The organism is Rubinisphaera margarita (assembly GCF_022267515.1).
In the GTDB taxonomy this organism is placed as follows: domain Bacteria; phylum Planctomycetota; class Planctomycetia; order Planctomycetales; family Planctomycetaceae; genus Rubinisphaera; species Rubinisphaera margarita.
This window is the reverse complement of the sequence record NZ_JAKFGB010000014.1, coordinates 225,907-247,795: the sequence shown is the minus strand read 5'-3', so window position 1 is coordinate 247,795 and position 21,889 is coordinate 225,907. Positions and strand designations below refer to the sequence as shown.

15 protein-coding genes are annotated in these 21,889 nt (G+C 58.3%); 6 read left to right on the top strand and 9 right to left on the bottom strand.

Going from position 1 to position 21,889, the window contains the following annotated elements; all coding sequences use genetic code 11:
- Positions 1–274 precede the first annotated feature (274 nt).
- Positions 275–1,561, bottom strand: coding sequence for a DUF1501 domain-containing protein (locus tag L1A08_RS13885; protein WP_238757039.1), 1,287 nt, complete (start codon positions 1,559–1,561; stop codon positions 275–277).
- Positions 1,562–1,708: 147 nt separating this feature from the next.
- Positions 1,709–3,538, bottom strand: a complete 1,830-nt coding sequence (locus L1A08_RS13880; RefSeq protein WP_238757038.1) for a DUF1549 domain-containing protein — start codon at positions 3,536–3,538, stop codon at positions 1,709–1,711.
- A 254-nt stretch (positions 3,539–3,792) separates the two neighbouring features.
- On the opposite strand from L1A08_RS13880, the gene L1A08_RS13875 reads away from it, so the two are divergent.
- The 4 genes from L1A08_RS13875 (at position 3,793) to L1A08_RS13860 (ending at position 11,477) form a co-directional block, all read left to right on the top strand.
- A complete protein-coding gene (locus L1A08_RS13875) occupies positions 3,793–5,484 on the top strand; it encodes a GntP family permease (protein ID WP_238757037.1) in 1,692 nt (563 codons plus the stop codon).
- 282 nt (positions 5,485–5,766) lie between these two features.
- Complete coding sequence (locus L1A08_RS13870; RefSeq protein WP_238757036.1) at positions 5,767–7,419, top strand: hypothetical protein; 1,653 nt, start codon at positions 5,767–5,769, stop codon at positions 7,417–7,419.
- 130 nt (positions 7,420–7,549) lie between these two features.
- Positions 7,550–11,161: a mechanosensitive ion channel domain-containing protein gene (locus tag L1A08_RS13865; RefSeq protein WP_238757035.1), complete on the top strand. Its 3,612-nt coding sequence runs from the start codon at positions 7,550–7,552 to the stop codon at positions 11,159–11,161.
- Positions 11,162–11,282: 121 nt separating this feature from the next.
- Entirely contained in the window at positions 11,283–11,477 is a 195-nt protein-coding gene (locus L1A08_RS13860; RefSeq protein ID WP_238757034.1) for a hypothetical protein, read from the top strand.
- A gap of 160 nt (positions 11,478–11,637) precedes the next feature.
- On the opposite strand, the gene waaF is transcribed toward L1A08_RS13860, so the two are convergent.
- Positions 11,638–12,705 carry a lipopolysaccharide heptosyltransferase II gene (waaF, locus tag L1A08_RS13855; RefSeq protein ID WP_238757033.1) on the bottom strand — a complete coding sequence of 356 codons (1,068 nt, stop codon included), beginning with the start codon at positions 12,703–12,705 and terminating at the stop codon, positions 11,638–11,640.
- The gene (gene rfaE2, locus L1A08_RS13850; RefSeq protein WP_238757032.1) at positions 12,702–14,219 is read right to left on the bottom strand and encodes a D-glycero-beta-D-manno-heptose 1-phosphate adenylyltransferase; all 1,518 of its coding nucleotides are present in this window, start codon (positions 14,217–14,219) and stop codon (positions 12,702–12,704) included. Before rfaE2 ends, waaF begins: the two co-directional genes overlap by 4 nt.
- A gap of 176 nt (positions 14,220–14,395) precedes the next feature.
- On the opposite strand from rfaE2, the gene L1A08_RS13845 reads away from it, so the two are divergent.
- Positions 14,396–15,589 (top strand): hypothetical protein, encoded by a 1,194-nt coding sequence (locus L1A08_RS13845; RefSeq protein WP_238757031.1) that lies wholly within the window; start codon positions 14,396–14,398, stop codon positions 15,587–15,589.
- A 7-nt stretch (positions 15,590–15,596) separates the two neighbouring features.
- Here L1A08_RS13845 and L1A08_RS13840 read toward each other — a convergent pair whose 3' ends face one another.
- The 5 genes from L1A08_RS13840 to rpsB form a co-directional block, all read right to left on the bottom strand.
- Positions 15,597–16,604 carry a hypothetical protein gene (locus L1A08_RS13840; RefSeq protein WP_238757030.1) on the bottom strand — a complete coding sequence of 336 codons (1,008 nt, stop codon included), beginning with the start codon at positions 16,602–16,604 and terminating at the stop codon, positions 15,597–15,599.
- Between the two features lie 242 nt (positions 16,605–16,846).
- Positions 16,847–17,407: a ribosome recycling factor gene (frr, locus tag L1A08_RS13835; RefSeq protein WP_238757029.1), complete on the bottom strand. Its 561-nt coding sequence runs from the start codon at positions 17,405–17,407 to the stop codon at positions 16,847–16,849.
- A gap of 116 nt (positions 17,408–17,523) precedes the next feature.
- On the bottom strand, positions 17,524–18,273 hold the full coding sequence (gene pyrH / locus L1A08_RS13830) for a UMP kinase (protein ID WP_238757028.1): 750 nt from the start codon (positions 18,271–18,273) through the stop codon (positions 17,524–17,526).
- A gap of 200 nt (positions 18,274–18,473) precedes the next feature.
- Positions 18,474–19,307 carry a translation elongation factor Ts gene (gene tsf / locus L1A08_RS13825; RefSeq protein WP_238757027.1) on the bottom strand — a complete coding sequence of 278 codons (834 nt, stop codon included), beginning with the start codon at positions 19,305–19,307 and terminating at the stop codon, positions 18,474–18,476.
- A 223-nt stretch (positions 19,308–19,530) separates the two neighbouring features.
- Positions 19,531–20,277, bottom strand: a complete 747-nt coding sequence (rpsB, locus tag L1A08_RS13820; RefSeq protein WP_238757026.1) for a 30S ribosomal protein S2 — start codon at positions 20,275–20,277, stop codon at positions 19,531–19,533.
- Between the two features lie 450 nt (positions 20,278–20,727).
- Here rpsB and L1A08_RS13815 point away from each other — a divergent pair, with 450 nt between their 5' ends.
- A complete protein-coding gene (locus tag L1A08_RS13815; protein ID WP_238757025.1) occupies positions 20,728–21,753 on the top strand; it encodes a DUF1559 domain-containing protein in 1,026 nt (341 codons plus the stop codon).
- Positions 21,754–21,889: the final 136 nt, after the last annotated feature.

The window sequence follows — 21,889 nt, the reverse complement described above, 5'->3', positions numbered from 1 at the left end:
ACTACCAAGAGTCGCCAGCCCCGCGATGACCTGTGTGAAGTCCGCAGATCGCCCGTTCCTTCCGCTGATTCTCAATGCGAAGAAAATCGATGGACCGGCCGGGAGTTGGCAGTCGGACGCAGAAATTGAGGGTCTGCGATTGGAACGGATCGGGAGGTCGCCCGATCGTTCCCCGTCGAGGCCACGTTGATGTCGCTGCTTCATCGTCGTGGCCGCTCTGCCGCATCCCGGCCGGACCATCCTCCACAAGAGGCTTCCGAACCGTTCATTGATTTCAGGAAAACAGTTCGTGAACCACGCTTCCGCCTTCGACGATTTTCATCGGGCGGCCCAGCGGGCTCATGTTCTCGAACTCCGGATCGACTCCGATTGCATGGCAGATGCTGTGGAACAGATCGGGCACGCTGACCGGTCGGTCGAGCACGTCGTTGCCGTCGGCGGTCGAAGCTCCGATCACCTGCCCGCCGCGGACACCGCCGCCCGCCATCAATCCGTTGAAGACCCGCGGGAAGTGGTCCCGACCTCCACGACCGTTGACTCGCGGCGTGCGTCCGAACTCGCCCATCCAGACGACGAGTGTATCGTCCAGCATGCCTCGTTCTTCGAGGTCCAGAATGAGCGCTGCCGTCGCCGGATCAACCTGGCCGGCCAGGTTGGCAATGCGGTCGAAGTTGTCGTCGTGCGTATCCCAGCCGTTGGAGACCACTTCGACATAGCTGACCCCTTCTTCCACAAGCCGACGGGCCAGCAGACACCCGCGACCAAACTGGGTCTCGCCGTATTTCTTCTTCAAGGAATCCGGTTCTCCGCTCAGTTCAAAGGCGGACAGTCGTGGGCTGCGGATGAGATCAGCGGCCTTGCCGTAAATAGCGTTGTGGTTCTCGACGACCTGCTCGGCTCCGCGTTGAGAGAATCCCTGCTGAAGGGAATCGAACAGATTCAACCGTCGTTGATACCGGTCTCCCGCCACCGGCATCTGAGTGTTGTCTGGCCGCTGGCCGGGGTTGTTGATAAAGAACGGATCGAACTCGACACCAAGAAAGCCCGCCCCGGCTCCATCAGCGCGACCGATTGAAACCACGGATGGGATGTCGAGGTTCTCATCGCCAATCTGCTGAGCGACATTCGAGCCGAGCGAAGGATGCTTCACCGATCCCGATGGTACATACCCGGTGTGCAGCTGATAGGTTGCTCGACGATGGTTGCCCTCTTTGTTCGTGAACGAGCGAATCACCGCGCAGCGATCGAGCACGCTGGCGATCCCGGTCCAGGGCTCGGCAATCTGAACACCGGGGATCGCGGTCGAGATCACTGAAGTCTCGCCGCCGTTCTCGTGCGTTGGTTTGGGATCGAACGTTTCGAGCTGACTGGGGCCGCCGTTCATCCAGAGCATGATGACAGCTTTGTGTCGCTTGCGAAGTTCGGCCGCCTGCAGGCTCATCAGATCGCGAAACCCGAGCGTACCGGCTGCCAGACCGCTGGCGGACACCGTGTGAAGAAAGCGACGACGGGAGAAGCCGCGTCGTCCCCATTGAATCAGTTCGTGAATGCTGGTTGACATGAGAATGTTCCTGACTGAAAGCTGTGAATCGAGCGATTCCACCCGATGGTTCGTGAGCGTGCGTGATCCCCGGAAACGGGGATGCTGTTCAGAAGGCGGACAAATGGCGCCCGGCCCTCGCTACGGTTCGGCTTGAGCGGAGGACTGTCAGCGTCTGGTAATGAACTCACTGGAGTTGACCAGGCACCACATGACATCCTCAAAGGCTTCGTTTCGATTCTGAACTTCGTAGATGAATTCTTTGCACTCAGTGAGTTCGTATTCGGAGGGCTCGCGGGACAGCACGAGGACATACAGTTCCCGCAACGCGTCTTCATCGTTGTCGTATCGACGCAGCAAACGGGCCAGCGGCCCATTCCCCCGGCTCGAGACCAGCTGGCTGATCAGCGGCGAATTCATCATGAACAGCGACTGCGGAATGTCTCCAGAGACTTCCTCCTGCGGCGTCGATGGATCGAAACCGAACAGAGCGACGAACTGAGCTTCCGGGGAATTGCGTCGACTCCCGGGACCGCGTCCGACGGTAATTTCGCGATTGGTTTCCGTCTGACCGGACAACATCATGAGCGAGGCGAGGATCTGCTCGGCTCGCAGGCGGACCGGCGTGGCACAGGCCAGTTCACATGATTCATTGCTCGGCAGTCCGCTGGGAGTGTCGAGCGAACGCTGGTAAGCCTCGGAATTCAGAATCGTGCGAAAAACCCAGCGAGTGTCAAATCCGCTGGCGATGAAACCCTCGCTGAGCGTTTCCAGAGCCTTCTCGTACCGCACTTCGCGGAGCGGGCCCATATCATCGACGAGAGGGTAGAACCCGACGCCGAGCAGTTCGGTCCAGATGCGGTTTACATACGACTTGGCGAACCATTCGTTGCCGGGATCAGTGACCTTTCGAGCCAGTTCGGTTCGGCGTTCCACATCACGCAATTCTCGTGGGGCCGAATCGCCATCGACAAAGAAGACGGGATCGAGTCGAGTGCCTTCGGCGGCGGGATCCTCCAGGTTCGGCATGAAGTACTCAGTCGTTTGTCGTCGTCCCTGCGGCTGGGTCGGAAGGTTCTTGAACTCTTCCAGAGACAGCATGCCGTCTTTATCAGTATCGCCAACTCCGAGCAGACGTTCGAAAACGGCAGCAAACCGCTGTGCTCTCTTCGCTTCTTCGTCTGTCAGTTTCCCGTCGCGATTCTGATCGAGCCCACGGAAGAGTCGCTCCGGGTTGTTCAAAACTTCGCGTCCGCGCGACTGGTTGACATCGAACGAGCTCACGATAAATGTCGGGGGAGTCTCCTGGGGGCGCTGCTGAACTCGCACCCGGGGGAAGTACGCGGCCAGTTCGTGGAACTGCTGACGGGTCCAGGTATCGGTTGGATGGTCGTGACAGTTCGCACACTGAATCTGAATGCCCAGGAACAGCCGGGAGGTTTCCGAAGCCAGTTCGGTTGCATCGCCGGCATGGGCGAGGAACAGACCGGTGGCCCCATTCTCCCGCACATCGCCGGTTGAAGTGAGCATCTCGGTGACGATCTCGTCCCAGGGCGCGTTGTTCTCCAGCTTCTCGCGGAGCCACAACTGGAACACACCCTGAAGCGGTTGGGCCCGCTGTTCGGTGGCCCGCATGAAGATGACGTCCCGCCAGTAAGCCGACCAGTTGTGAGCGAAATCCGGTGAGCTCATCAGCTCATCGATTTTCTTCTCGCGTTTCCGGGGATCGGGATCGAGACCGAAGCGGGTCATCTCGGCCGGCGTTGGAATTCGACCGGTCAGATCGATGGAGACGCGGCGGAGAAAATCCTCGTCCGATGTGCGATCGGCCGGTGCGACGCCTTCCTCGGCCAGGTTCTCCGTGACGATTCGGTCGACGCTGGCGGCAACCGCCAGCGGATCGCTCGGGTTCGCGGCCAGAACCGGTGAACAGAACGTACTGAAACCGAGCGTCAGTGACGCGAGTGACAGCAGAGACAGACGGACTTGTTGAGACATTGATCGTCTCCCCGGCGACAAGGACAAGCGGTTGTGATAGAGGCAAGCAGTGCAGAATTAAACCCGTACGACGACGGGAAAGTTTCGTTCTCCTCGCGAAAGAGCGTTGAAATCAGCGGAAATCGATTCCTTGCAAATCCTCAGGGGCTGCGTCAGAATGCGAGCACTTCCGAGGAATCCACAATGATTGATGTGTCGATGGGCCGATGAGTTGAACGTGTTTCTCCATCGTCCGAACCGGGACTGGAAACGCTATGCTGAGTACGAGTGCAACACTGTTCATCATCGGAGTCGGGCTGGTCATCGTTGTCGGTGGCATCCTTGGTTTTCGGCTGCACGCTTTTCTCGCACTCATCCTGGCGGCCATCGTCGTCTCCCTGATGACTCCGGATGCCACGGTGGAATGGTATGAGCTGAGCAAGAGCAAAGCCGAGATTGTCGAGACCAGCGACGATTCTCTCACGTTGAACAAGAGTGAATCTTCGACCACCCGGGTCGGCGGCCAATATCTTCTGCTGCAACAGGACCAGGCGACCGGGTCCATTGAAACTATCGCCACGGCCAGCATCGAACGGTTCAACGAGAACGGCGATGCGGTTGCCAGTCTGCAACCGGCCACCGCTGCCCCGATTAACTGGGAACAAACGATCGCTGTCACGCCTCAACAGCGGGCCGATGCTGTCAGCTTTTCCCGGCAGACGGTCGGCGACCTCGTCGCCAGCGGCTTCGGAGCGACCTGTACCGGCATCGGTATCCTGATTGCCATGGCGGCCATCATCGGCAAGTGTCTGCTAGACAGTGGAGCAGCCGAAAAGATCGTTCGCTGGGTGCTGCGGCTTGTCGGAGAGAAGAACGCCGCCCTCTCCTTTGTCGGCAGCAGTTTCGTCCTCTCGACACCGGTCTTCTTCGACACCGTCTTCTACTTAATGATTCCCGTCGGCAAGGCCATGCGTCTGCGGACCGGGAAGAACTATTTGCTGTATGTGCTCTCCATTGTGATGGGGGGCTCGATGGCTCACTGTCTGGTGCCTCCGACTCCCGGCCCGCTGTTCGTCGCCGAGGCTCTCGCGGTCGATGTTGGAGTGATGATTCTCGCCGGCGGACTGGTGGGGATCGGCTGCTGCATTTTCAGTTTCATTTACGCCATGATTCTCTGCCATTACGTCGATGTCCCGCTTCGCGAGAGCGCGGATGTCTCGCTGGATGAACTGCAGCAGATCGCCGACCGGGACGACAGCGAACTGCCGTCGGTCTTCATGTCGATGCTGCCGATTCTGTTGCCCGTCCTGCTGATCACCGGGCAGACAGTGATGAGCACCTATCTGAAGAATGTCCCCAGTGAATCGGTCTCGCCGATGCTGGCTTCACTGAACGACTTCTTCGTGATGTTCGGGAACAAGAATATCGCCATGGCGATCTCGGCGACGCTGGCGATTATCATGCTCTATCAGCAGAAGAAATCGAGCTTGGGAGAACTGGCCAATTCAATGCAGTCGGCTCTGGCCAGCGGGGGCGTCATCATTCTCATTACCGCAGCCGGGGGAGCGTTTGGGAAAGCTCTGCAGCAGACCGGCGTCGCCGGGATCTTCGGCGATGTCGACGGAGCTTCAACGACCGCGATTCTGGGAATCGCCTTCCTCGTTACGGCTCTGGTTCGATTGGCGCAAGGATCGGCGACCGTGTCGATGATTACCGGCGTCGGCGTGATGGCGAGCTTCGCGGCCGGCGCGGATCTCGGTTTCCATCCGGTCTATCTCGCTCTGGCGATCGGCTGTGGCAGCAAGATGTTCATGTGGATGAATGACTCCGGCTTCTGGGTCATCGGCAAAATGAGCGGTATGACCGAGTGGGAAACGCTGAAGTACGTGACACCGATGACTTCGATGATGGGAATCGTCGGGCTCATCATCACCATCATTGCCGCGAACACAATGCCCTTCGTTTAAGCCGCTCGGGCATATGGGCGGTTTCCCGCCACTTCGTTGCGTTCGCGACAGGTGTTACAATCGGACCGGCCGCAAGCCGCGATTGCTGATTCGACACGCTCCAGGTCGTACGACCGGTTCCGGTCGGAGGAACTTTGGCGAACCGGGCGAACGACTGTTTGCGACTGCTTTCGATCCAACCTAGCGTTGTGAAAACGCAACATCCGTCCGGCCGCCCTGCGCAGCCGGTCCCGATTGGCTCGAACAACTGCGCACCTGCCCATGAACAGTTCCGGAACAGCAATGAGCGCTCAGGAAACGGACGACCAAATTCGCCAGAACTCCTCGCCGGAGGCCGAAACGGGCACGGAGTCGGAACAGCACATTCCCGATGCGTCTCAGCTCGAAGATCGATTCCCGGAATGGGCTCGACTCAGCCGGTCGACAACGATCTGGGTCTGTATTGTCGGGCTGATCTACGCGGTGCTCAGTTATCACCCGTTGTGGCATACCGATTTGTGGGGACATCTCTCCTACGGCCGATACATCGTCCAGCAGGGAGAGATCCCAACCACCGAACCACTGCTGCCACTCTGCCAGGGCATGCCGTTTGTCGACACCGCCTGGCTATCGCAGGTTATCGCTTACTTCGGCTACCAGGAACTGGGCGTGACTGCGTTGCGGTTCCTGTTCGCGTTCTCGTTAACGGTCTGTGTGATCGCACTCATCGCTCGATTTCGCAGCCGGACCGATTCGTTCGGAATCAGTCTGATCGGACTGGCGATCTTTGGCGTGGTCGCCATGAAGTCGCTAAGCATCGTCCGGCCACAACTGGCGGGGTTGGCGTGTTTCGTTGTGATCTGGACGCTACTGACATGTCGCCGATGGACGGCTCTGCAATGGGTCGGAATCCCGCTGACGTTTATGGCCTGGGTGAATCTCCATGGCTCCTTCCCAATGGGACTGGCACTGCTCGGACTCTACTGGCTTGGAAAAACCGCCGATGAGCTTCTGCGCAAGCGCCGGCTCTCGATCGCGGGTTCCATACGTTATCTGCTCGTGCTCGAACTTTCGTTGATGGCTGTGCTGATCAATCCTTACGGGATCGGCATCTTCCCGGCTGTGCAGGAAATCGCCGGCAATCCGAACTTTGCCTATCTCGTGGAATGGGACCCGCTGACACTGCGGATCTTCCATGGAAAAGCGATGGCCGTAACCGCCATTCTGTTGCTCGTGCTCTATCGCCTCACGCCCCGGCGAATCTCCCTCGCCGAGCCGCTGCTGTTGATCGTCTTCGGACTGGCCTCCATGTGGTCGGTTCGGTTCCTCGTCTGGTGGACGCCTCTCGCCGCCTGGTATGCCGTTCTGCATGGCAGTGCCGTTCTGAATCATTTCGCGCGTCATCGTCGAGATGTATCGGTCGAGACCTCACTTCAGAAGAAGGCAGGGCTGAATACGGTCGTCGCGGTCGGGATGACCTGGATCTTCTTTGCCTACACACCGTTTGCAGCCACCCTGCTGCACGGATATCCCACCGATCCCGACAAAGCCTTCGAGTTCTACCGATCGAATCTTTCCCGAGACACTCCGGTGTTACTAGCCCAGTATTTGACCGAACATGAACCCCGGGGGCTGATCTTCAATTCCTATGAATGGGGCGATTATCTGCTCTGGACGGGGCCGGAAGACCGCCAGCTGTTCCTGAATTCGCACGCTCATCTGGTGCCGCGAGACGTCTGGCTCGATTATTTCGTCATCGCCCGAGGCACCGACGGCTGGGACGACAAACTCGATCGATACGGCGTCAATGCCGTCGTCGTCGACAAACTCTATCGTGAACGATTGATCAATCTGTTGCGTCGCGATGAGGGCTGGCGGCTTGAATACGAAGACGAACTGGGAGCGATCTTCCTGCGAGAAAAGCCAATTCTGACGGGCCCTCTTGTCGTAAACTGAGTTCCGGCATATGGTACCGCAAGTGCGGGCGAACTCGGATAAGCTGCGGCTGTCACCTTCGATGACACAAGACGTGGTTGTGCGACGCTCCGCACCCTGATTACCGCTGCTTCAAATGGACATGGATGTCATGATCGGCTTTTCTGCTGGACGCAATCAAACCATTGCGCGCTGCTGCTTGTGGCTGGCTCTGCTGGCCGGCTATGCACTTCCCGCATTGGGACAAACGGGGAATCCGAATGGATTCTTTCTGCCCCTGCCCGACTCGCCGGCTCCAGGCAACACGCCCGAGACGACCAGTACACCGGCGAATACCCCGTCGAATCCGCCGGCGCAGTCTCCCACCGGAACCACCGAACAGCCTCAGTTGCAGGACTCGCTGGAAGCGTTCCAGAACGAGGTGAAGGCGATCGAGCAGGATCCGGGACTTGATCAGGCCAATAAAGAACAGCTGCTGCAGGTCTACAGAAACGCGATCGATGCTCTGCAGAAAACCGAAGCCTACAAGGCCCTGATTACCCGGAATCGCTCCGCACTGGAGAAGGTTCCCGAAGACGCCGAGAAGGTCACGTCAGAACTCAAGAATCTGCCGGAACAGTTTCCGCTCAGCGTCTCGAAGGCCTCTGCGCTCGAAGATATCGAACAGGCCCTCTCCTCAGCCGAAGCGCAGCTTCGCGAGTTCGAACTGGCGCTCATTAAAGCCGAGCAGGAAGTGTCGCAACGGACACTGAAGCGGAAGCAGGACGTTGAACTGCAGGCGACCTACTCAGAGCGGCTTCAGAAGATTCAGCAGAAAGTGACGGCTCCTCCGGTCCCTGATACTCCGCGTCTCGAAAAAGCACTGGCCAAGCTCTACCAGCTGCAGCTGACGATGATGGAGTCGGAAGCGATCGCCGTTAAGGAAGAGCTGAATCTGTTCGATGCCCAGAAGAACGCCAAGCTCCTGACGTCGCGGGTCGAGCTGGAAACGCTCCGGGTTGGACTGCAGCGAAAGAAGGTCGAAACGCTGCAGCAGATGCTGGCCGACAAGAAGCTCAAAGAGAACATGCGGGCTCTGAAGGAGCTGAAGGAAGAGAGCGACACCTCGCTCCCCGTGCTGCAGTCTTTCATTAACGAACTGGAAGAGCTGACGACCCGCATGAATACGCTGGTCGATCTGACGGAGAAAGCTCAGACGCGGCAGCGGGAAGTTCAGACGCAACTGGACGAAGTCACCAGTGACATGTCCGACAAACAGGAGCAGGCTGCCACCGAGGCGGGAAGCAGTGAAGTCTTTGCCCTGTCCCTGCTCCGTCAGCTCTACGAACTGCCTAATCTCGACGAACACATCGCTGCGGTCCATGCGCGGAACCGGCTGATGAGCGAGACCACGTTTCAGCAGATCGAGCTGCGCTCGGATGCGAAGGAACTGATCAACGTCGATCTGGCCGTTGAAGAGAAGCTTAACGAGATTAAAGAAGACGCCGGTTCGGAGAGCCTGGGAATCTTCGAGCAGAATCTCAAGAGCAAAATCAAGGAGCTGATTCAGCGGAAAAAAGAGACGCTCGACAGCCTCTTGACCGCCTATTCCGATCTGCTCGACTCTCTGACCACGGTCAACGCAACTGAGCAGTCTCTCGTTGAGAACGTTCAGGAATATCGGGACTTCATCCGGAAACGCATCTTCTGGATTCGCAGCGACAAGATGCTCAGCCTGTCTGACATCCGTCACATTCTGAGCGGCGAATCCTATCCCTTCAGCATGGACGACATCCTCCGGATTCCCTCGGAGTATATGGCTGATGTCCAGACTCACTTTCTGCTCCACGCCCTGGCGGCCAGCATTCTGGTTCTGCTGATCCTGTTGCGGGTCCAGGCCGCCCGCGAACTGAGTGTTATTGCCGACGACGCTCGAAAAACCAATGCGGCTGCGATTCTGCCGACATTGCGGGCCACACTGTTGACCATCGTGATTGCCGCCCCTGGACCGATGCTGGTCTGGTTTCTCGGCTGGAGGCTCGGGGAGATCGACATCGAGAATCCCTTCCGCGAAGCGATGGCGGAGTCGCTGAAGCTGATCGGCCTCTGCTACGCCGGGATCGAATTTTTCCGGCAAGTCTGTCGTCGCCACGGTCTGGCCGATGCCCACTTCAACGGTCCGCACATTCTGGCGACCCGAACACGCAGCGAACTGCTCATCATGACGATGACGCTGCTTCCTCTTTCGTTCCTGGTCACGCTGCTCAATCATTTGTCTACAGACCTGGATCGACTCGCGCTGGAACGAATTTTCTTCTCTGCCGAGATGCTGATCGCGGCTCTGTTCGCCCACCGGTTTCTGAATCCCAATGGACCGCTGATGCGGGAAATCTTCCTGCAGAAGAACACGGCTGCCATCTCCCGGACCCGGTGGGTCTGGTATCCCGTGGCAACCATCTTCCCGGTCGTTCTGGCCGCGATGGCCTGGGCCGGTTACTACTACACCGCCAGCCAGCTGGCCTGGCGATTAACCCTGACACTCCTCCACATCTGTGCCGTACTTGTAATCTGGGGACTGGCTCTCCGCTGGTACCGGATGGCACAACGATGGTTCCGCATCTACATCATGCGGGAACGCCGACGCCAGAACACCGAAGAAACGCAGACTCTTGAAGGTCAGCGGCTCAAGCTGGAAACTGAATCGAGAGCAGCCGAAGAGGACCGTGAAAAGCAGACCCTGCGGCTCATCAATTTCGTTACGCTCGTGCCGCTGTTCGTGGGGCTTTTCTATATCTGGATTGATGTCCTGCCGGCCGTTTCCTACCTGGAAGAGATCGAACTCTGGCACACGACCGTCCAAAGGTATGTGGAAGACTCGAACGGCGATTCGGCGCTCCAGACCGTCCGAGAGGCCATTACCCCACTCAACCTGTTCCTGGCGATTTTCGCGGCCGTGCTGACCGTCAGCCTGACTCGCAACCTGCCGGGTATGGTCGACTTCGCAATTCTGCAGCGCGTCGGGTTCGATGCTTCACTTCGATACGCCGCAACCACGGTGATCGGATACGTGGTAACATTTGTGGGGCTGACCTACGCATTTGGCGTGCTCGGGTTCCGTTGGGAACAGATCCAATGGCTCGCCGCCGCGTTGACGTTCGGGCTGAGTTTCGGACTGCAGGAAATCTTCGCCAACTTCGTCTCCGGTCTCATCATTCTATTCGAGCGACCGGTTCGCATCGGCGATATCGTCACCATCGAAGGCGTTACCGGTGTCGTCAGCAAGATCCGTATCCGTGCTTCGACCATTACCGACTGGGATCGCAAGGAGTACCTGGTTCCCAATAAGGAACTGGTGACGGGCCGCCTGCTGAACTGGACCCTGAGTGATACCTTGAACCGGATCGTGATCCCGGTCGGCGTCGCTTACGGAACCGATACCGATCGCGTGCGGGAAGTTCTGTTCGAGATCGCGAAGAAAGAACCCGAGATTCTGAGCGAGCCAGCGACACTGGTGACCTTTGAAGGCTTCGGCGACAGCACGCTGAACTTCGTTCTGCGTTGCTACCTCGGAAAGATGGAGAACCGGCTGGAAACGATCCACCGACTGCACACGAACATTCACCGCACCTTCCTCAACGAAGGAATCGAAATCGCATTCCCGCAGCGGGATCTGCATATCCGCTCGATGCCCCCCGGCTGGGACACGGCTGCGGGAAAAGGCTCAAGCAGTTCCTCAAATTCCGATAACGGGACGTCTGCGGCCAGTTCCCAGAAGAATGATTAAGTGCCTGAGTGATTCTCCTGCATTCCCGGCTTTCAGGGAAAGCAGGAGAAGTTTCATTTTGACGTGGCCCTTTGCCGGACGCATGTTTCGTTACCGTTCTTCTTCAGTAATGGAACATGCCATGAAACCACATTTCACCAGACGACCGCTACAGCTCTCGTCAGCTCAACTGCAGCGGATCGATCAGGACATCAACGCGCTGCGAACGTCGATCAACCTCCAGGCGAGTCTGCTCGCCGATCTGGAGGAGATGTTCCAGGATCACTCGGACGAGGATCAGGGAGAGTCTTCAGCCGCGAATCTGCAGGCCGACTGACGCCACAGGCCACAGCCTGATCCAGTCACGGCACGTAAACGCCACGTAGCCGCGTTTTCCTCGATCGGAGTCGATAAAGCCCGAAGGGGAGTCGTGTCGCGATCGGCTGCCGGTCAGCTGGCCATGCTCGCGTTCTCGCTGAACGCGGTCCGAGTGGGATTCAGGCGGCCCGCGTGTCGGATGCCGGGAGTTCCCAGACCTTCTTTTGCAGATCCAGAAATGCCCCGTAGACGTGTCGGACGCTCAGGTCCTGCATGCAGCGATGATGTTTCAACGGACACTCGCGCTGCTGGCACGGCCCGCAGTCGAGTTCCAATTGGCAGTTGACCGACTTCGCGAATCGCGTATCGCTCCAGGCGATGTGCGTCGGTCCATACAGCGAGAGCACGGGAACATCGAACGCGTGAGCGAAGTGCCTGGGGCCGGAATCGGTGGTTACCATCCAGCCGGCGTATTTCACCATGACCTTCGACAGGCCAATGCTGAGCGACTCTTCGGCCAGGGAGTGAATCTGCGGATGATCGGCCAGTCTGGTGAACTCCATGGCGAGATCCCGCTCCGCCGGTCCGCAGAGCATGACAACAGGAAGTTCCTGTTCTTTAACGATTCGCAGCGCCAGTTCGGCGTAGCGTTCGATCGGCCAGTGCTTGGCTGCTCCGAACGCTCCACCGGAGTTGAAACAAACGTAGTGCCCGGGATCGAGACTGAGTCGGGCCGCGTAGTCCTCCCACAGCAGTTCATCTTCCCGAGCGGTCGCCAGTTCCAGTCGATTCCGTTCGAAGTCGGCGAAGCGGTGCCCGGTCACGCGACTGGCGAGACGATTGTATTCATCCATCACGGGATTCGGTTCGGTCCGCGAGTGTGGCGGCAACGAATCGGAAAGCAGCCAGGTCCGCCCATCGCGGCGGAACCCCACTCGCTGCGGAATCCCGGCCATACGCGCGACCGCGGCGGTTCGCAGGGAATTCGTCAACAGAATGATTTCATCAAAACGCTCGCGACGCAGCTTCTGTACGAAACGCACGCGTTCGTTCCAGGGCGCTTTTGAGCCCGATTCATCGGCGATCAGGCCGGTCAGGAGTTTACTTCCCTCGAAGACCGCATCGATCGGCGGACGGTAGATGCCTACCAGTTCGCCTTCGGGATCGGCTTCTCGCAGAACACGCAGAGCAGGCGTTGCCATAACGGCATCGCCAATCCAGTTCGGTAACCAGATGGCTCGTCTCATGCCGCTTTCCTTACGGTAAAGCTACCCGGTTCGTCGGAGTCGCCGCGGAGCTTTGCCAGAATCTGAGTCGTCGAAACGCCTGGCGTCTCGCCCAGCGCGAAGACTTCGCCGCCGTAGCTTTGCACGATTTCCCGACCGACAATCTTCTCCACTGAATACGTGCCCCCTTTGACCAGAACATGCGGCCGCAGTTGTTCAAGCACCGCACAGGGCGTCGATTCGCTGAAGACGACGACATAATCCACGCATTCCAGCGCCGCCAGCATGCTGGCCCGCTGTTCCTGCTGGAAGATGGGACGGTCCGGGGCCTTGCCGAGTTCTCGGACACTCTCATCACTGTTGATAGCCACGACCAGGCAATCGCCCAGCTCGGCGGCCTGCTGCAGGTATTTCACATGTCCGATGTGGAGAACGTCGAAGCAGCCATTCGTAAAGACAATCTTCTGTCCGTTCTGACGACGGGCTTCCAGATGACGCGACACGGTCGTCACGTCGCAGGCTTTGTACTCGCCTCTACTGCGATCATTGAGCAGATCCTGAACCAGTTCATCACGAGACAGACAAACCACGCCGACCTGCTCGACTTCAAGACCGCCGGAGATGTTCGCCATCCGGGCCATGTCAGAGTCTTTCCAGCCGGCTGCTGCTCCCAGACCGATGGTTGCCAGAACCATGTCTCCGGCTCCGGTGATGTCGTAAACTTCGCGCTGGCGGGTCGGAAAGCTTTCGCGGCCGCCATCGTTCCGTACGACAGCCACGCCGTCCTTGTCGAGTGTCACGAAGATCCGGTCGAGATTCAGTTGTTCAACGAGCTTCCGGCCAGCGGTGTATGCATCTTCATAGTTTCGGATGGTCATCCCGGCTGCTTTGCCGGTTTCCGTCCGGTTCGGTGTCATCGCGGTTGCGCCAGCGTAGTTGCTGTAATCGTCGGTCGGAGCGGGGTCAACCACGACCGGCACGCCGGCATCCCGGCAGACATCGATGACGCGGCGGAGAACTTCCGGCGTACAGACACCCTTGGCGTAGTCCGAAATCAGCACGGCATCGTGATCAGCGATCAGCCCGATGATGCGGTCCATCAACTGGGTGGCGTAAATGAGTTCCAGCGGCTCGCGACACTCGCGATCGACCCGCAGCATCTGGTGCGGATGACGGTGCTGAGCGTGGCCGATGAGACGCTGTTTCATCGTTGTGGGACGAGACCGGTCGGTCAGCACGGCTGCGCAGTCGACGCCGACCGCTCGCAGGGCGGCTCGAACATCTTCGCCGTCCCGATCATCTCCGACCACGCCGGCCATGGTCACATCGGCTTCGAGGCCACGAAGCATGTTGGCGACGTTCGCCGCTCCGCCGAGACGAATCTCCTGCTTCTCTTCGCGGAGAAGGATGACAGGAGCTTCCTGGCTGATGCGTTCCGCATTGCCCCAGACGTATCGATCGAGAATCAGATCGCCCAGAACGAGAATTCGCGGCGTTCCCAGGGACTGAACGAGGTCGATCAGGTGATAAGACATCCGTGTCTCACTTCTGATGAATAGACGTAATGAGTGGTGTTGCGAAGAGTTGCGACGCAACGAGAGGCCGGAAAGCGACGGTCCCGTCGCAATGTCCGGCGGAAGCTGGTATGTTGTCGCGGAAGACCAATTTGGTCAATGCCGGATTCGCTCGTTCGCTTCAGCACACTGAACCCATGAATGCTCCTCTCGAAGATGTCGTCTGTTTCGGCTGCGGCCTGGGTTGTGATGACCTGTCCGTCGAGCTGAGCACCGACTCCCTCGATGTCACCTCAGGCAGCAAGTGCGGCCGTAAGTGGATGGAAGACAACGTGTTGCGGGCACGCCAGCTGCCGCCGACCGATCTCCAGAATCGCATTCAGCAGGCTCGGGACTGGCTCACAGAAGCCCATCAACCTCTGCTGACCGGTTGCCGGGGAATGACGCTTAACGAGCAGGCCACCGCTGTCCGTCTGGCGGAGGCGACTCGAATGATTGTGGCCACGACCAGCAGTTCGGAGTCCCAGCGGGCCTATGTGCACTTCGGTGGAGCAACCTGCACCTTCGGCGAGATCCGCCAGCGATGCGATGTTCTGCTCTGTCTGAACGTCGATGTCTTCGACGTCTGGCCGCGTTTCGAAGAGAAGCTGCTGGCCCCTGAGTCCCGCTTCCTGAAGGACGGGGCTCCCAGACGCGTCATTTATGTCGGTGATCCGGAGCGGCTCGCACTCGCTGACCGATACGCCGAGATTTACGAAGTCGATTCCGCGGATCTGCTCACATTGCTACTTGCCTGGCGGGAGGCCCTCCAGTCCGATTCCGAGACCGAGGACCTTGCGGACGTCGGTCAGTTTCTGGCAAAGCTCGTAACTGAAGCCGCCTATCCAGTTCTCCTGCATGGCTCACTCGACGAGAGGCTCCAGATCCAGGTCGCCGCCCTGATCGCCGATGCCAGCAGGTCGGCTCGCCTGCATGCTCTGCCGGTAAGTAGCGGTCCGGCGGCCGGTTCCTTCAGCGACACCCTGCTCGCCATGTGCGGCTTCCCGGATCATATCTGCTTCAATGAAACCGGAGTCGATTACGATCCGCAGCGATGGACCCCCTCACGACTGCTCGAACGCAACGAAGCCGACCTCGTGGTCTGCATCGGTGAACTGCCTGAGGCCCTGCGTTCGCCTGCCGCGGACTTGAGAGTGATTCATCTCCACAACGGAGACGCGAGCACCTCATCGGCCGGGAACATCATTGAATTGACCTATGCGCCCTCGACCATCACCGTTGCCGACAGCCTCGTTCGAGCCGATGGCCTTCCCCTGCCGACACGAACGCTCGTCGCGTCAGCTCAGCCATTGCTGACAGAATTACTCAGCTCGCTGCAACGCCCGACTTGAACAGGCATCATTCGACAGATGGAGAAAGAGCGGCCGGCGACTCCCCGGGAGACGTCTCGACCGCTGCGGGGGCACCATCTGCCAATGCCCGTTCCTGCCTGCCTTGCCACTCATCGTAGTCGGCAATCACTTCATCGGCGATGTACAACGTTTCTAGGAAGTGCGTTCGTTCTTCGACCTGTGGATCTTCGGTCGGTTCGACAAATGCCAGTGAGTAAAGCGACGTCCCAGCCAGCAGAAAATAGGCGTAGCTGCGTACCGGGCGATTCCCCTGTGACTCATCGATTCCTTCCGTCACGAAATGCAGCGTGCGGATTCCGTGCAGATCGACGAACTCGTTCGAGATCAATATCCTGCTGAGCGGACTTTGTGTGACGGCTGCGGCGAGTTCACTGCGAATGGAATCGATATTGAAAAGGGGCTTTTGCCAGTCTTCAACTTCAGGAATGTTCAAAGTTGCGAATGAGACAGCACAGCCGAAGTTTTTCGAGTCCGCAGCATAGTTCTCGAACTTGAGAAAGTCCTCGGGAAGCGGCTTTTCCACGACAGTGGGAAGCTCGGGCATTGCGACGATCAGTGCTCCATCATTCACCTCGAACTCCGTCCACTCCACGTCCGTGGAGCCGATCCGTTCGACGATGTCGGTTCGATTGACCAGCTTCAATCCGACCGCCACCACGAGCAGCAGGATGGTGCCGATGCCTCCGACAATCGCCTTCATGTTCGAATCATCCATCGCGGCGGACGGTGTCGCATCGCTTCTTCCGGAGGACTTGCCCGTGGACTTCTTTCTCTTCGCCGGGGCCGGCGGCAGGGCCTGCCCCTGATGGCTGGCGGCCGCTTCGAGCGCTCCCAGAAAGTCATCGTCATCGGCCGGTTTGGATCGAGCTTTCGAAGCCGCTTTGGGAACGACAAGTGGTTCGCCGCACCCTTTGCATTTGAACTTCTTGCCAGCGTACTCGCTTTTGACAGTGTGGTCGTAGAAGCAGCTTTCGCATGTGACCTGAATCGGCATGGCGGACCCTGCGAGAAAAAATGGCGAGTGACGTGACTGCGATCCCACGCTGAAGATATGCACGGATTTTTATCAGTGTATCTTCAGCAGGGCACATCAGCAATTTCTTCCATCGCGATTCAACAACTTCCCGAGAAGTTCGCGAGGGGCACAGGCCATCGATTCGTCGGACACCAAAGCAGAAACGCTCCGCCCAACAGTCGTGGACGGAGCGTTTTCTGGTCGCAGTGGATCAGGACGATTTACTCGTCCATCACGTCCTTTTCCTTGGCGTCGGCCAGCTCATTGACCTGGCCTTCGTACTTCTTGGTATGCTTCTGAATCTCTTCCTTGATGCTGTCCCGCTCATCTTCGGAAATCGTCTTGTCCTTCTCGGCCTGATCGGCATGCTTGTTGGCATCGCGGCGGATGTTCCGAATCGAAACGCGGGCTTCTTCGGCGAACTCCTTCACGCGGCTGACGAGCTGCTTGCGGCGTTCGGTCGACAGCGGCGGAATCGTCAGTCGAATTACTTTGCCATCGTTGTTCGGAGCCAGACCGACGTCGCTGGCCTGAATCGCCTTGGCGATTTCGCCCAGAGCCGAGGCATCGAACGGACGAATCACGATCTGCTGAGGCTCGGGCACTCCGATATTGGCCAGCTGCTTCAGCGGAGTCGGGGAGCCGTAATAGTCGACGCGGATCGAATCGACCAGACCAGGGTTAGCCCGTCCGGTACGGAGCCCTTTCAACTGATCGGCAAGCACGCTTGCCGCTTTCTCCATACGCTCTTCGCAGTCGAGAAGAATTTCATCACGGTCCATAACTGATTCTCTTCTAATCCAGTGACAGTCAGATTCGCGGACTGCCAGAACATGAATGCAGGTCCCACACGCTGCAGCTTAACGAATTCGGCCAAACTCTCGCCAGCGACCGGGTGTCAGCTTTCTTCCGCCTTGGAGTCCACCAGCGTTCCCACCCGAATTCCACGGGCGGCATTCACAATGTTCCCCGACTTCTGGAAATCGAACACGAGAATGGGAATGTCGTGCTCCATGCAGTGGTGAAACGCCTGAGCGTCCATCACCTGCAGCCGCTGGGAAATCACATCGTTGAAGTTGATGTGATTGTAGCGGATCGCGTGCGGATTCTTTTCCGGATCGTCGGAGTAGACTCCGTCCACGCGTGTGGCTTTCATCAGGATATCCGCTTCGATCTCGCGGGCCCGCAAAGCCGCGGCGGTGTCGGTCGTCACGTAAGGACTGCCTGTTCCGCCGGCCAGAATGACAACGCGTCCCTTTTCGAGATGACGTACACAGCGACGGCGAATGAATGGCTCGGCAACGCTGTCCATGCGGATGGCCGATTGCAGCCGGGTCGCCACACCAATGTGTTCGAGAGCATCCTGTAGAGCGAGACCGTTGATGACCGTGGCCGTCATTCCCATGTAGTGAGCAGTTGCCGGCTTGATGGCGCTGCTGCCTTCAGAGAACTGCTTGCCCCGGAGGATGTTTCCGCCACCGCAGACGATGGCCAGCTGAACCCCGCTATTGACGACATCACGGATCTCTTCGGCGACGCGCGAAATCTCCGTCATGCTGATGCCGCCCTGTCGATTGCGGCAGAAACTGTCGCCGGAAATCTTCAGCAGGACGCGCTTATAAACAAGATCAGACGAATCAGCGGACATCGTCACCCCCGGTGAGAATGGATCGTATGGAAATGAAAACGGGCCGTCAGAAAGAGTCTCTGATCGGCCCGTAAGCGTATCACAATTCAGATTACCGGCGAGAGTCTTCAAGGATGCCACCGGCTTTGCCAGCGCTGCACTCGGGAAGGTTCATTTCTCAACACACTGGCAAAACCAGGGCCGCCCGGCAATCGTACTGCTTAGCCGATGACGCGGGTATCGAACCCCTTCGCCTTCAGCTTCTTCTCGGCCAGAATCTGGCCCACCGTTTTGGTCTCGTCTTTGGCGAATGCCTGAGCTTCCAGAACACCCTGTTCCTGGTAGAAGACCTTCATCCGTCCATCAACGATCTTGGAGACGATGTTTTCCGGCTTGCCGGTCGCCAGAGCTTCCTGAGTCAGGCGATCCCGCTCGGCCTTCACGGCTTCGTCGGAAACTTCATCGGTCGTGGCGTACGTCGGACGCAGAGCCGTGATGTGCATGGCGACATCGCGAAGAATGTCCTGATCGGCAGTTTCACCTTCGGCCTGGAACAGCGTTCCCGATTTGCCATCGTGGTGAACGTAGTAGCCGACTGGGCCTTTGCGACGGGAAATGAAGGCGACATCGAACTTCTCGCCAATCTTGTTGACCAGATCGTCGAGCAGATCCTGCAGGGTCTTGCCACCCTGTCCCGGAGCTTCCTGAGACATCAGCTCTGCAGGAGTTTCGGCTCCCGGTCCATTGAGCAGCTGCTCGGCCATCAGTTCGCCAAGCTTAAGGAAGCCCTCAGCGCCGGCCACGGGGGCGGTTTCGCACTGGAAATCGACCAGAGCCGCTTCGCTGCCGTCTTCTTTCATGGCCACGAAGATACGACCTTCGGTGGTGGCGTTTTCGGCACGCTTGGCTTTGATCTTGGCGGTCTGCGAAGACAGGATCTCGATTGCCTTTTCCTCATCGCCGTTGGCTTCGACGAGAGCCTGCTTGCACCGCATCATCGGAAGGTCGGTACGTTCCCGCAGAGCACGAACTGCGGCAGCCGTAATTTCGGCCATCTTTATCATCTCCTGTAAAAGTTAGCGTCTCATTCGGAGAGGGATGATTCAGCGGGCCCGTACTCTGAGCGCTGAGAACTCTGCAGCGCGAAACCGGTACGATTCGGGAAGACCTGTCCCCGCAACTGGCGGTCGCTGAAATCCCTGTTGATCGGAATCTGGACCTGAAAATCGGCAACCCGGTTCACCGGAACCGGGTTGCGATGTTGTCATTCAGAGTCACTTACGAAATGCTGGGAACCGGCTTCATCGATTCATCAGCAGGAATCTTTTCTTCTTTCTGCGGCAACTTGTTCTTACCGGCGAGCACGGCGTTGGACAGATGCGTGGCGATCAGACGGATCGAACGCATGCTGTCGTCGTTGCCCGGAATCGGCAGATCGACCAGGTCCGGATCGGAATCGGTATCGATCAGAGCCACGATCTTGATGCCCAGCAGGCGAGCTTCGTGAACGGCGTTGTGCTCTTTCGTCGGGTCGATGATCACGATCGCTTCTGGCAATCGGTTCATTTCCCGGATCCCGCCGAGGTTCCGGTCAATCTTGCGGTATTCGCGGGACAGCTTCGACTGAGCCTTCTTCGAGAAGGTGGCCATTTCACCCGACTCACGCAATTTGTCCATCTCGTCGAGACGCTTGATGCGGTTCCGAATCGTGCGGAAGTTGGTCAGCATTCCGCCGAGCCAGCGTTCGCTGACGAAGGGCATTCCACAGGCCTGTGCACACTCGCGAATGGTGCCGGCTGCCTGACGCTTGGTTCCAACAAACAGGATCAGCGAACCCTGCGAAGAGACCTTTTCGAGGTAACGCTGGGCCCGAATCAGGCCGCGAACCGTTTCCTTCAGGTCGATAATGTGAATCTTGTTGCGGCGGCCGTAGATATAAGGCCGCATCTTGGGGTTCCAGCGGCTGGCTGGGTGACCGAAGTGGACGCCTGCGTCCAGAATTTCCTTGACGTTAATGTCTGCCATCATACGTTCCTCGAGTGGGCCGAACCCGTCGCACGCCTCCACTGGCGGTTTCGTGGTTTCATGAGCAGTCCTCTCATCGGACGCCCAAACGGCCGGACATGAAAATGTTCAGTCAGATAGAGTAGCGGTTCGGCATCGAATGGTCAACGACCGCTCCGCGCTCCATACACAGGGTTCTCGGCGATTTCCGGCGGATTCATGCGTTTTTCATCGCCAGGCGACGGAAGGAAGGCGGCGAACATGAACAGGTGACCAGAAAGGTCGTCCCAATCCAGCGGAAGGAACTTTCGAGAAAACGAACATTGATGGTTGATGCAAGATTGACGGCAGGCGCTGACGGCGTAGACTGGAGCTCACAATTGACACTGAGTCTCAATTGCAGCAACAGGTCAGCCAACCTCCGTCAGCCAGCCTAAGTCAGTTCAGTCTTTAGCCAGTTAGAGAGCGTCCATGATCGATCCGACGGTATCCCGCCAGACCTCTACCCCCTCCAGTCCACTGCGTCGTACGGCCTTCACGCTGATTGAATTGCTGGTGGTGATCGCCATCATCGCGATTCTGGTGGCCCTGCTCCTTCCGGCCGTCCAGCAGGCTCGTGAAGCCGCCCGGCGTTCCTCCTGCAAGAACAACCTGAAGCAGATCGGCCTGGCTCTCCACAATTACCTCGATACTTACACCAAGCTGCCGCCTTCCATCTGCCACGATCCGGCTGGAACCCCGGGCGGACAGTGGTCGGTTCATGCTCGGATCCTGCCCTTTGTCGAGCAGGGTTCGCTGTTCGATGTCGCTGATTTCGAAACGGCATACTCAGCCGGATCTCCTCCGGCGAACGTTCGCGTGGCCATTTACGTCTGCCCTTCGGATGTCAACGACAAACCCCGCGGGACCGATTACTACCCGACCTCCTATGGTTACAGTGCCGGGCCATGGTTTGTCTGGGATAACAACACCCAGCAGAAGGGATCGGGAGCCTTTGCCCCAAACAGCAGCTTCACCGACGCCTCCTTTACCGACGGCCTGAGCAACACGCTCGGGTTCGCGGAAGTGAAAGCCTTCACTCCATACGTCCGCGACGGAGACGACATCAGCGGGTTGGGGAATAACGTCTCCGGCGTCTCCGTGAGCACGATTTCCGGGTACACCGCAGGGGACTTCAAAACCGATACGGGGCATACCGAATGGGTCGATGGACGTGTTCATCAGACCGGTTTCACCACGACCTTCACGCCGAACACCAAAGTCGCGATCAGCGGCAGCGGCGGTTCAGCCGATGATGGGGACTTCACCAACTGCCGCGAGTCGAAATCGTGCACCCAGCCGACTTACGCTGCAGTGACGTCCCGCTCTTATCATCAGGGGCTGGTTAATGCGATGCTGATGGACGGCAGCATTCGAGGCATCAGCGAGAACATTCATCTTCCCACCTGGCAGAATCTCAGCATCCGGGACGATGGCAATGTGATCGGCGAGTTCTAGTCGATCGAATCACGACACGGATTGAATTCGGACGACGCCTTTCGGGGCGTCGTCCTTTTTTCTTGGAACCTCAAATCACGCAGTTTGAGCCCTGGAATTCTGTTTCCTGACGTTCCGTTCCGGATTGACGGAATTA

Coding starts and splice junctions, on each gene's coding strand:
- L1A08_RS13885 (WP_238757039.1), bottom strand. CDS start 1,561: ATGTCAACCAGCATTCACGAACTGATTCAATGGGGACGACGCGGCTTC.
- L1A08_RS13880 (WP_238757038.1), bottom strand. CDS start 3,538: ATGTCTCAACAAGTCCGTCTGTCTCTGCTGTCACTCGCGTCACTGACG.
- L1A08_RS13875 (WP_238757037.1), top strand. CDS start 3,793: ATGCTGAGTACGAGTGCAACACTGTTCATCATCGGAGTCGGGCTGGTC.
- L1A08_RS13870 (WP_238757036.1), top strand. CDS start 5,767: ATGAGCGCTCAGGAAACGGACGACCAAATTCGCCAGAACTCCTCGCCG.
- L1A08_RS13865 (WP_238757035.1), top strand. CDS start 7,550: ATGATCGGCTTTTCTGCTGGACGCAATCAAACCATTGCGCGCTGCTGC.
- L1A08_RS13860 (WP_238757034.1), top strand. CDS start 11,283: ATGAAACCACATTTCACCAGACGACCGCTACAGCTCTCGTCAGCTCAA.
- waaF (WP_238757033.1), bottom strand. CDS start 12,705: ATGAGACGAGCCATCTGGTTACCGAACTGGATTGGCGATGCCGTTATG.
- rfaE2 (WP_238757032.1), bottom strand. CDS start 14,219: ATGTCTTATCACCTGATCGACCTCGTTCAGTCCCTGGGAACGCCGCGA.
- L1A08_RS13845 (WP_238757031.1), top strand. CDS start 14,396: ATGAATGCTCCTCTCGAAGATGTCGTCTGTTTCGGCTGCGGCCTGGGT.
- L1A08_RS13840 (WP_238757030.1), bottom strand. CDS start 16,604: ATGCCGATTCAGGTCACATGCGAAAGCTGCTTCTACGACCACACTGTC.
- frr (WP_238757029.1), bottom strand. CDS start 17,407: ATGGACCGTGATGAAATTCTTCTCGACTGCGAAGAGCGTATGGAGAAA.
- pyrH (WP_238757028.1), bottom strand. CDS start 18,273: ATGTCCGCTGATTCGTCTGATCTTGTTTATAAGCGCGTCCTGCTGAAG.
- tsf (WP_238757027.1), bottom strand. CDS start 19,307: ATGGCCGAAATTACGGCTGCCGCAGTTCGTGCTCTGCGGGAACGTACC.
- rpsB (WP_238757026.1), bottom strand. CDS start 20,277: ATGGCAGACATTAACGTCAAGGAAATTCTGGACGCAGGCGTCCACTTC.
- L1A08_RS13815 (WP_238757025.1), top strand. CDS start 20,728: ATGATCGATCCGACGGTATCCCGCCAGACCTCTACCCCCTCCAGTCCA.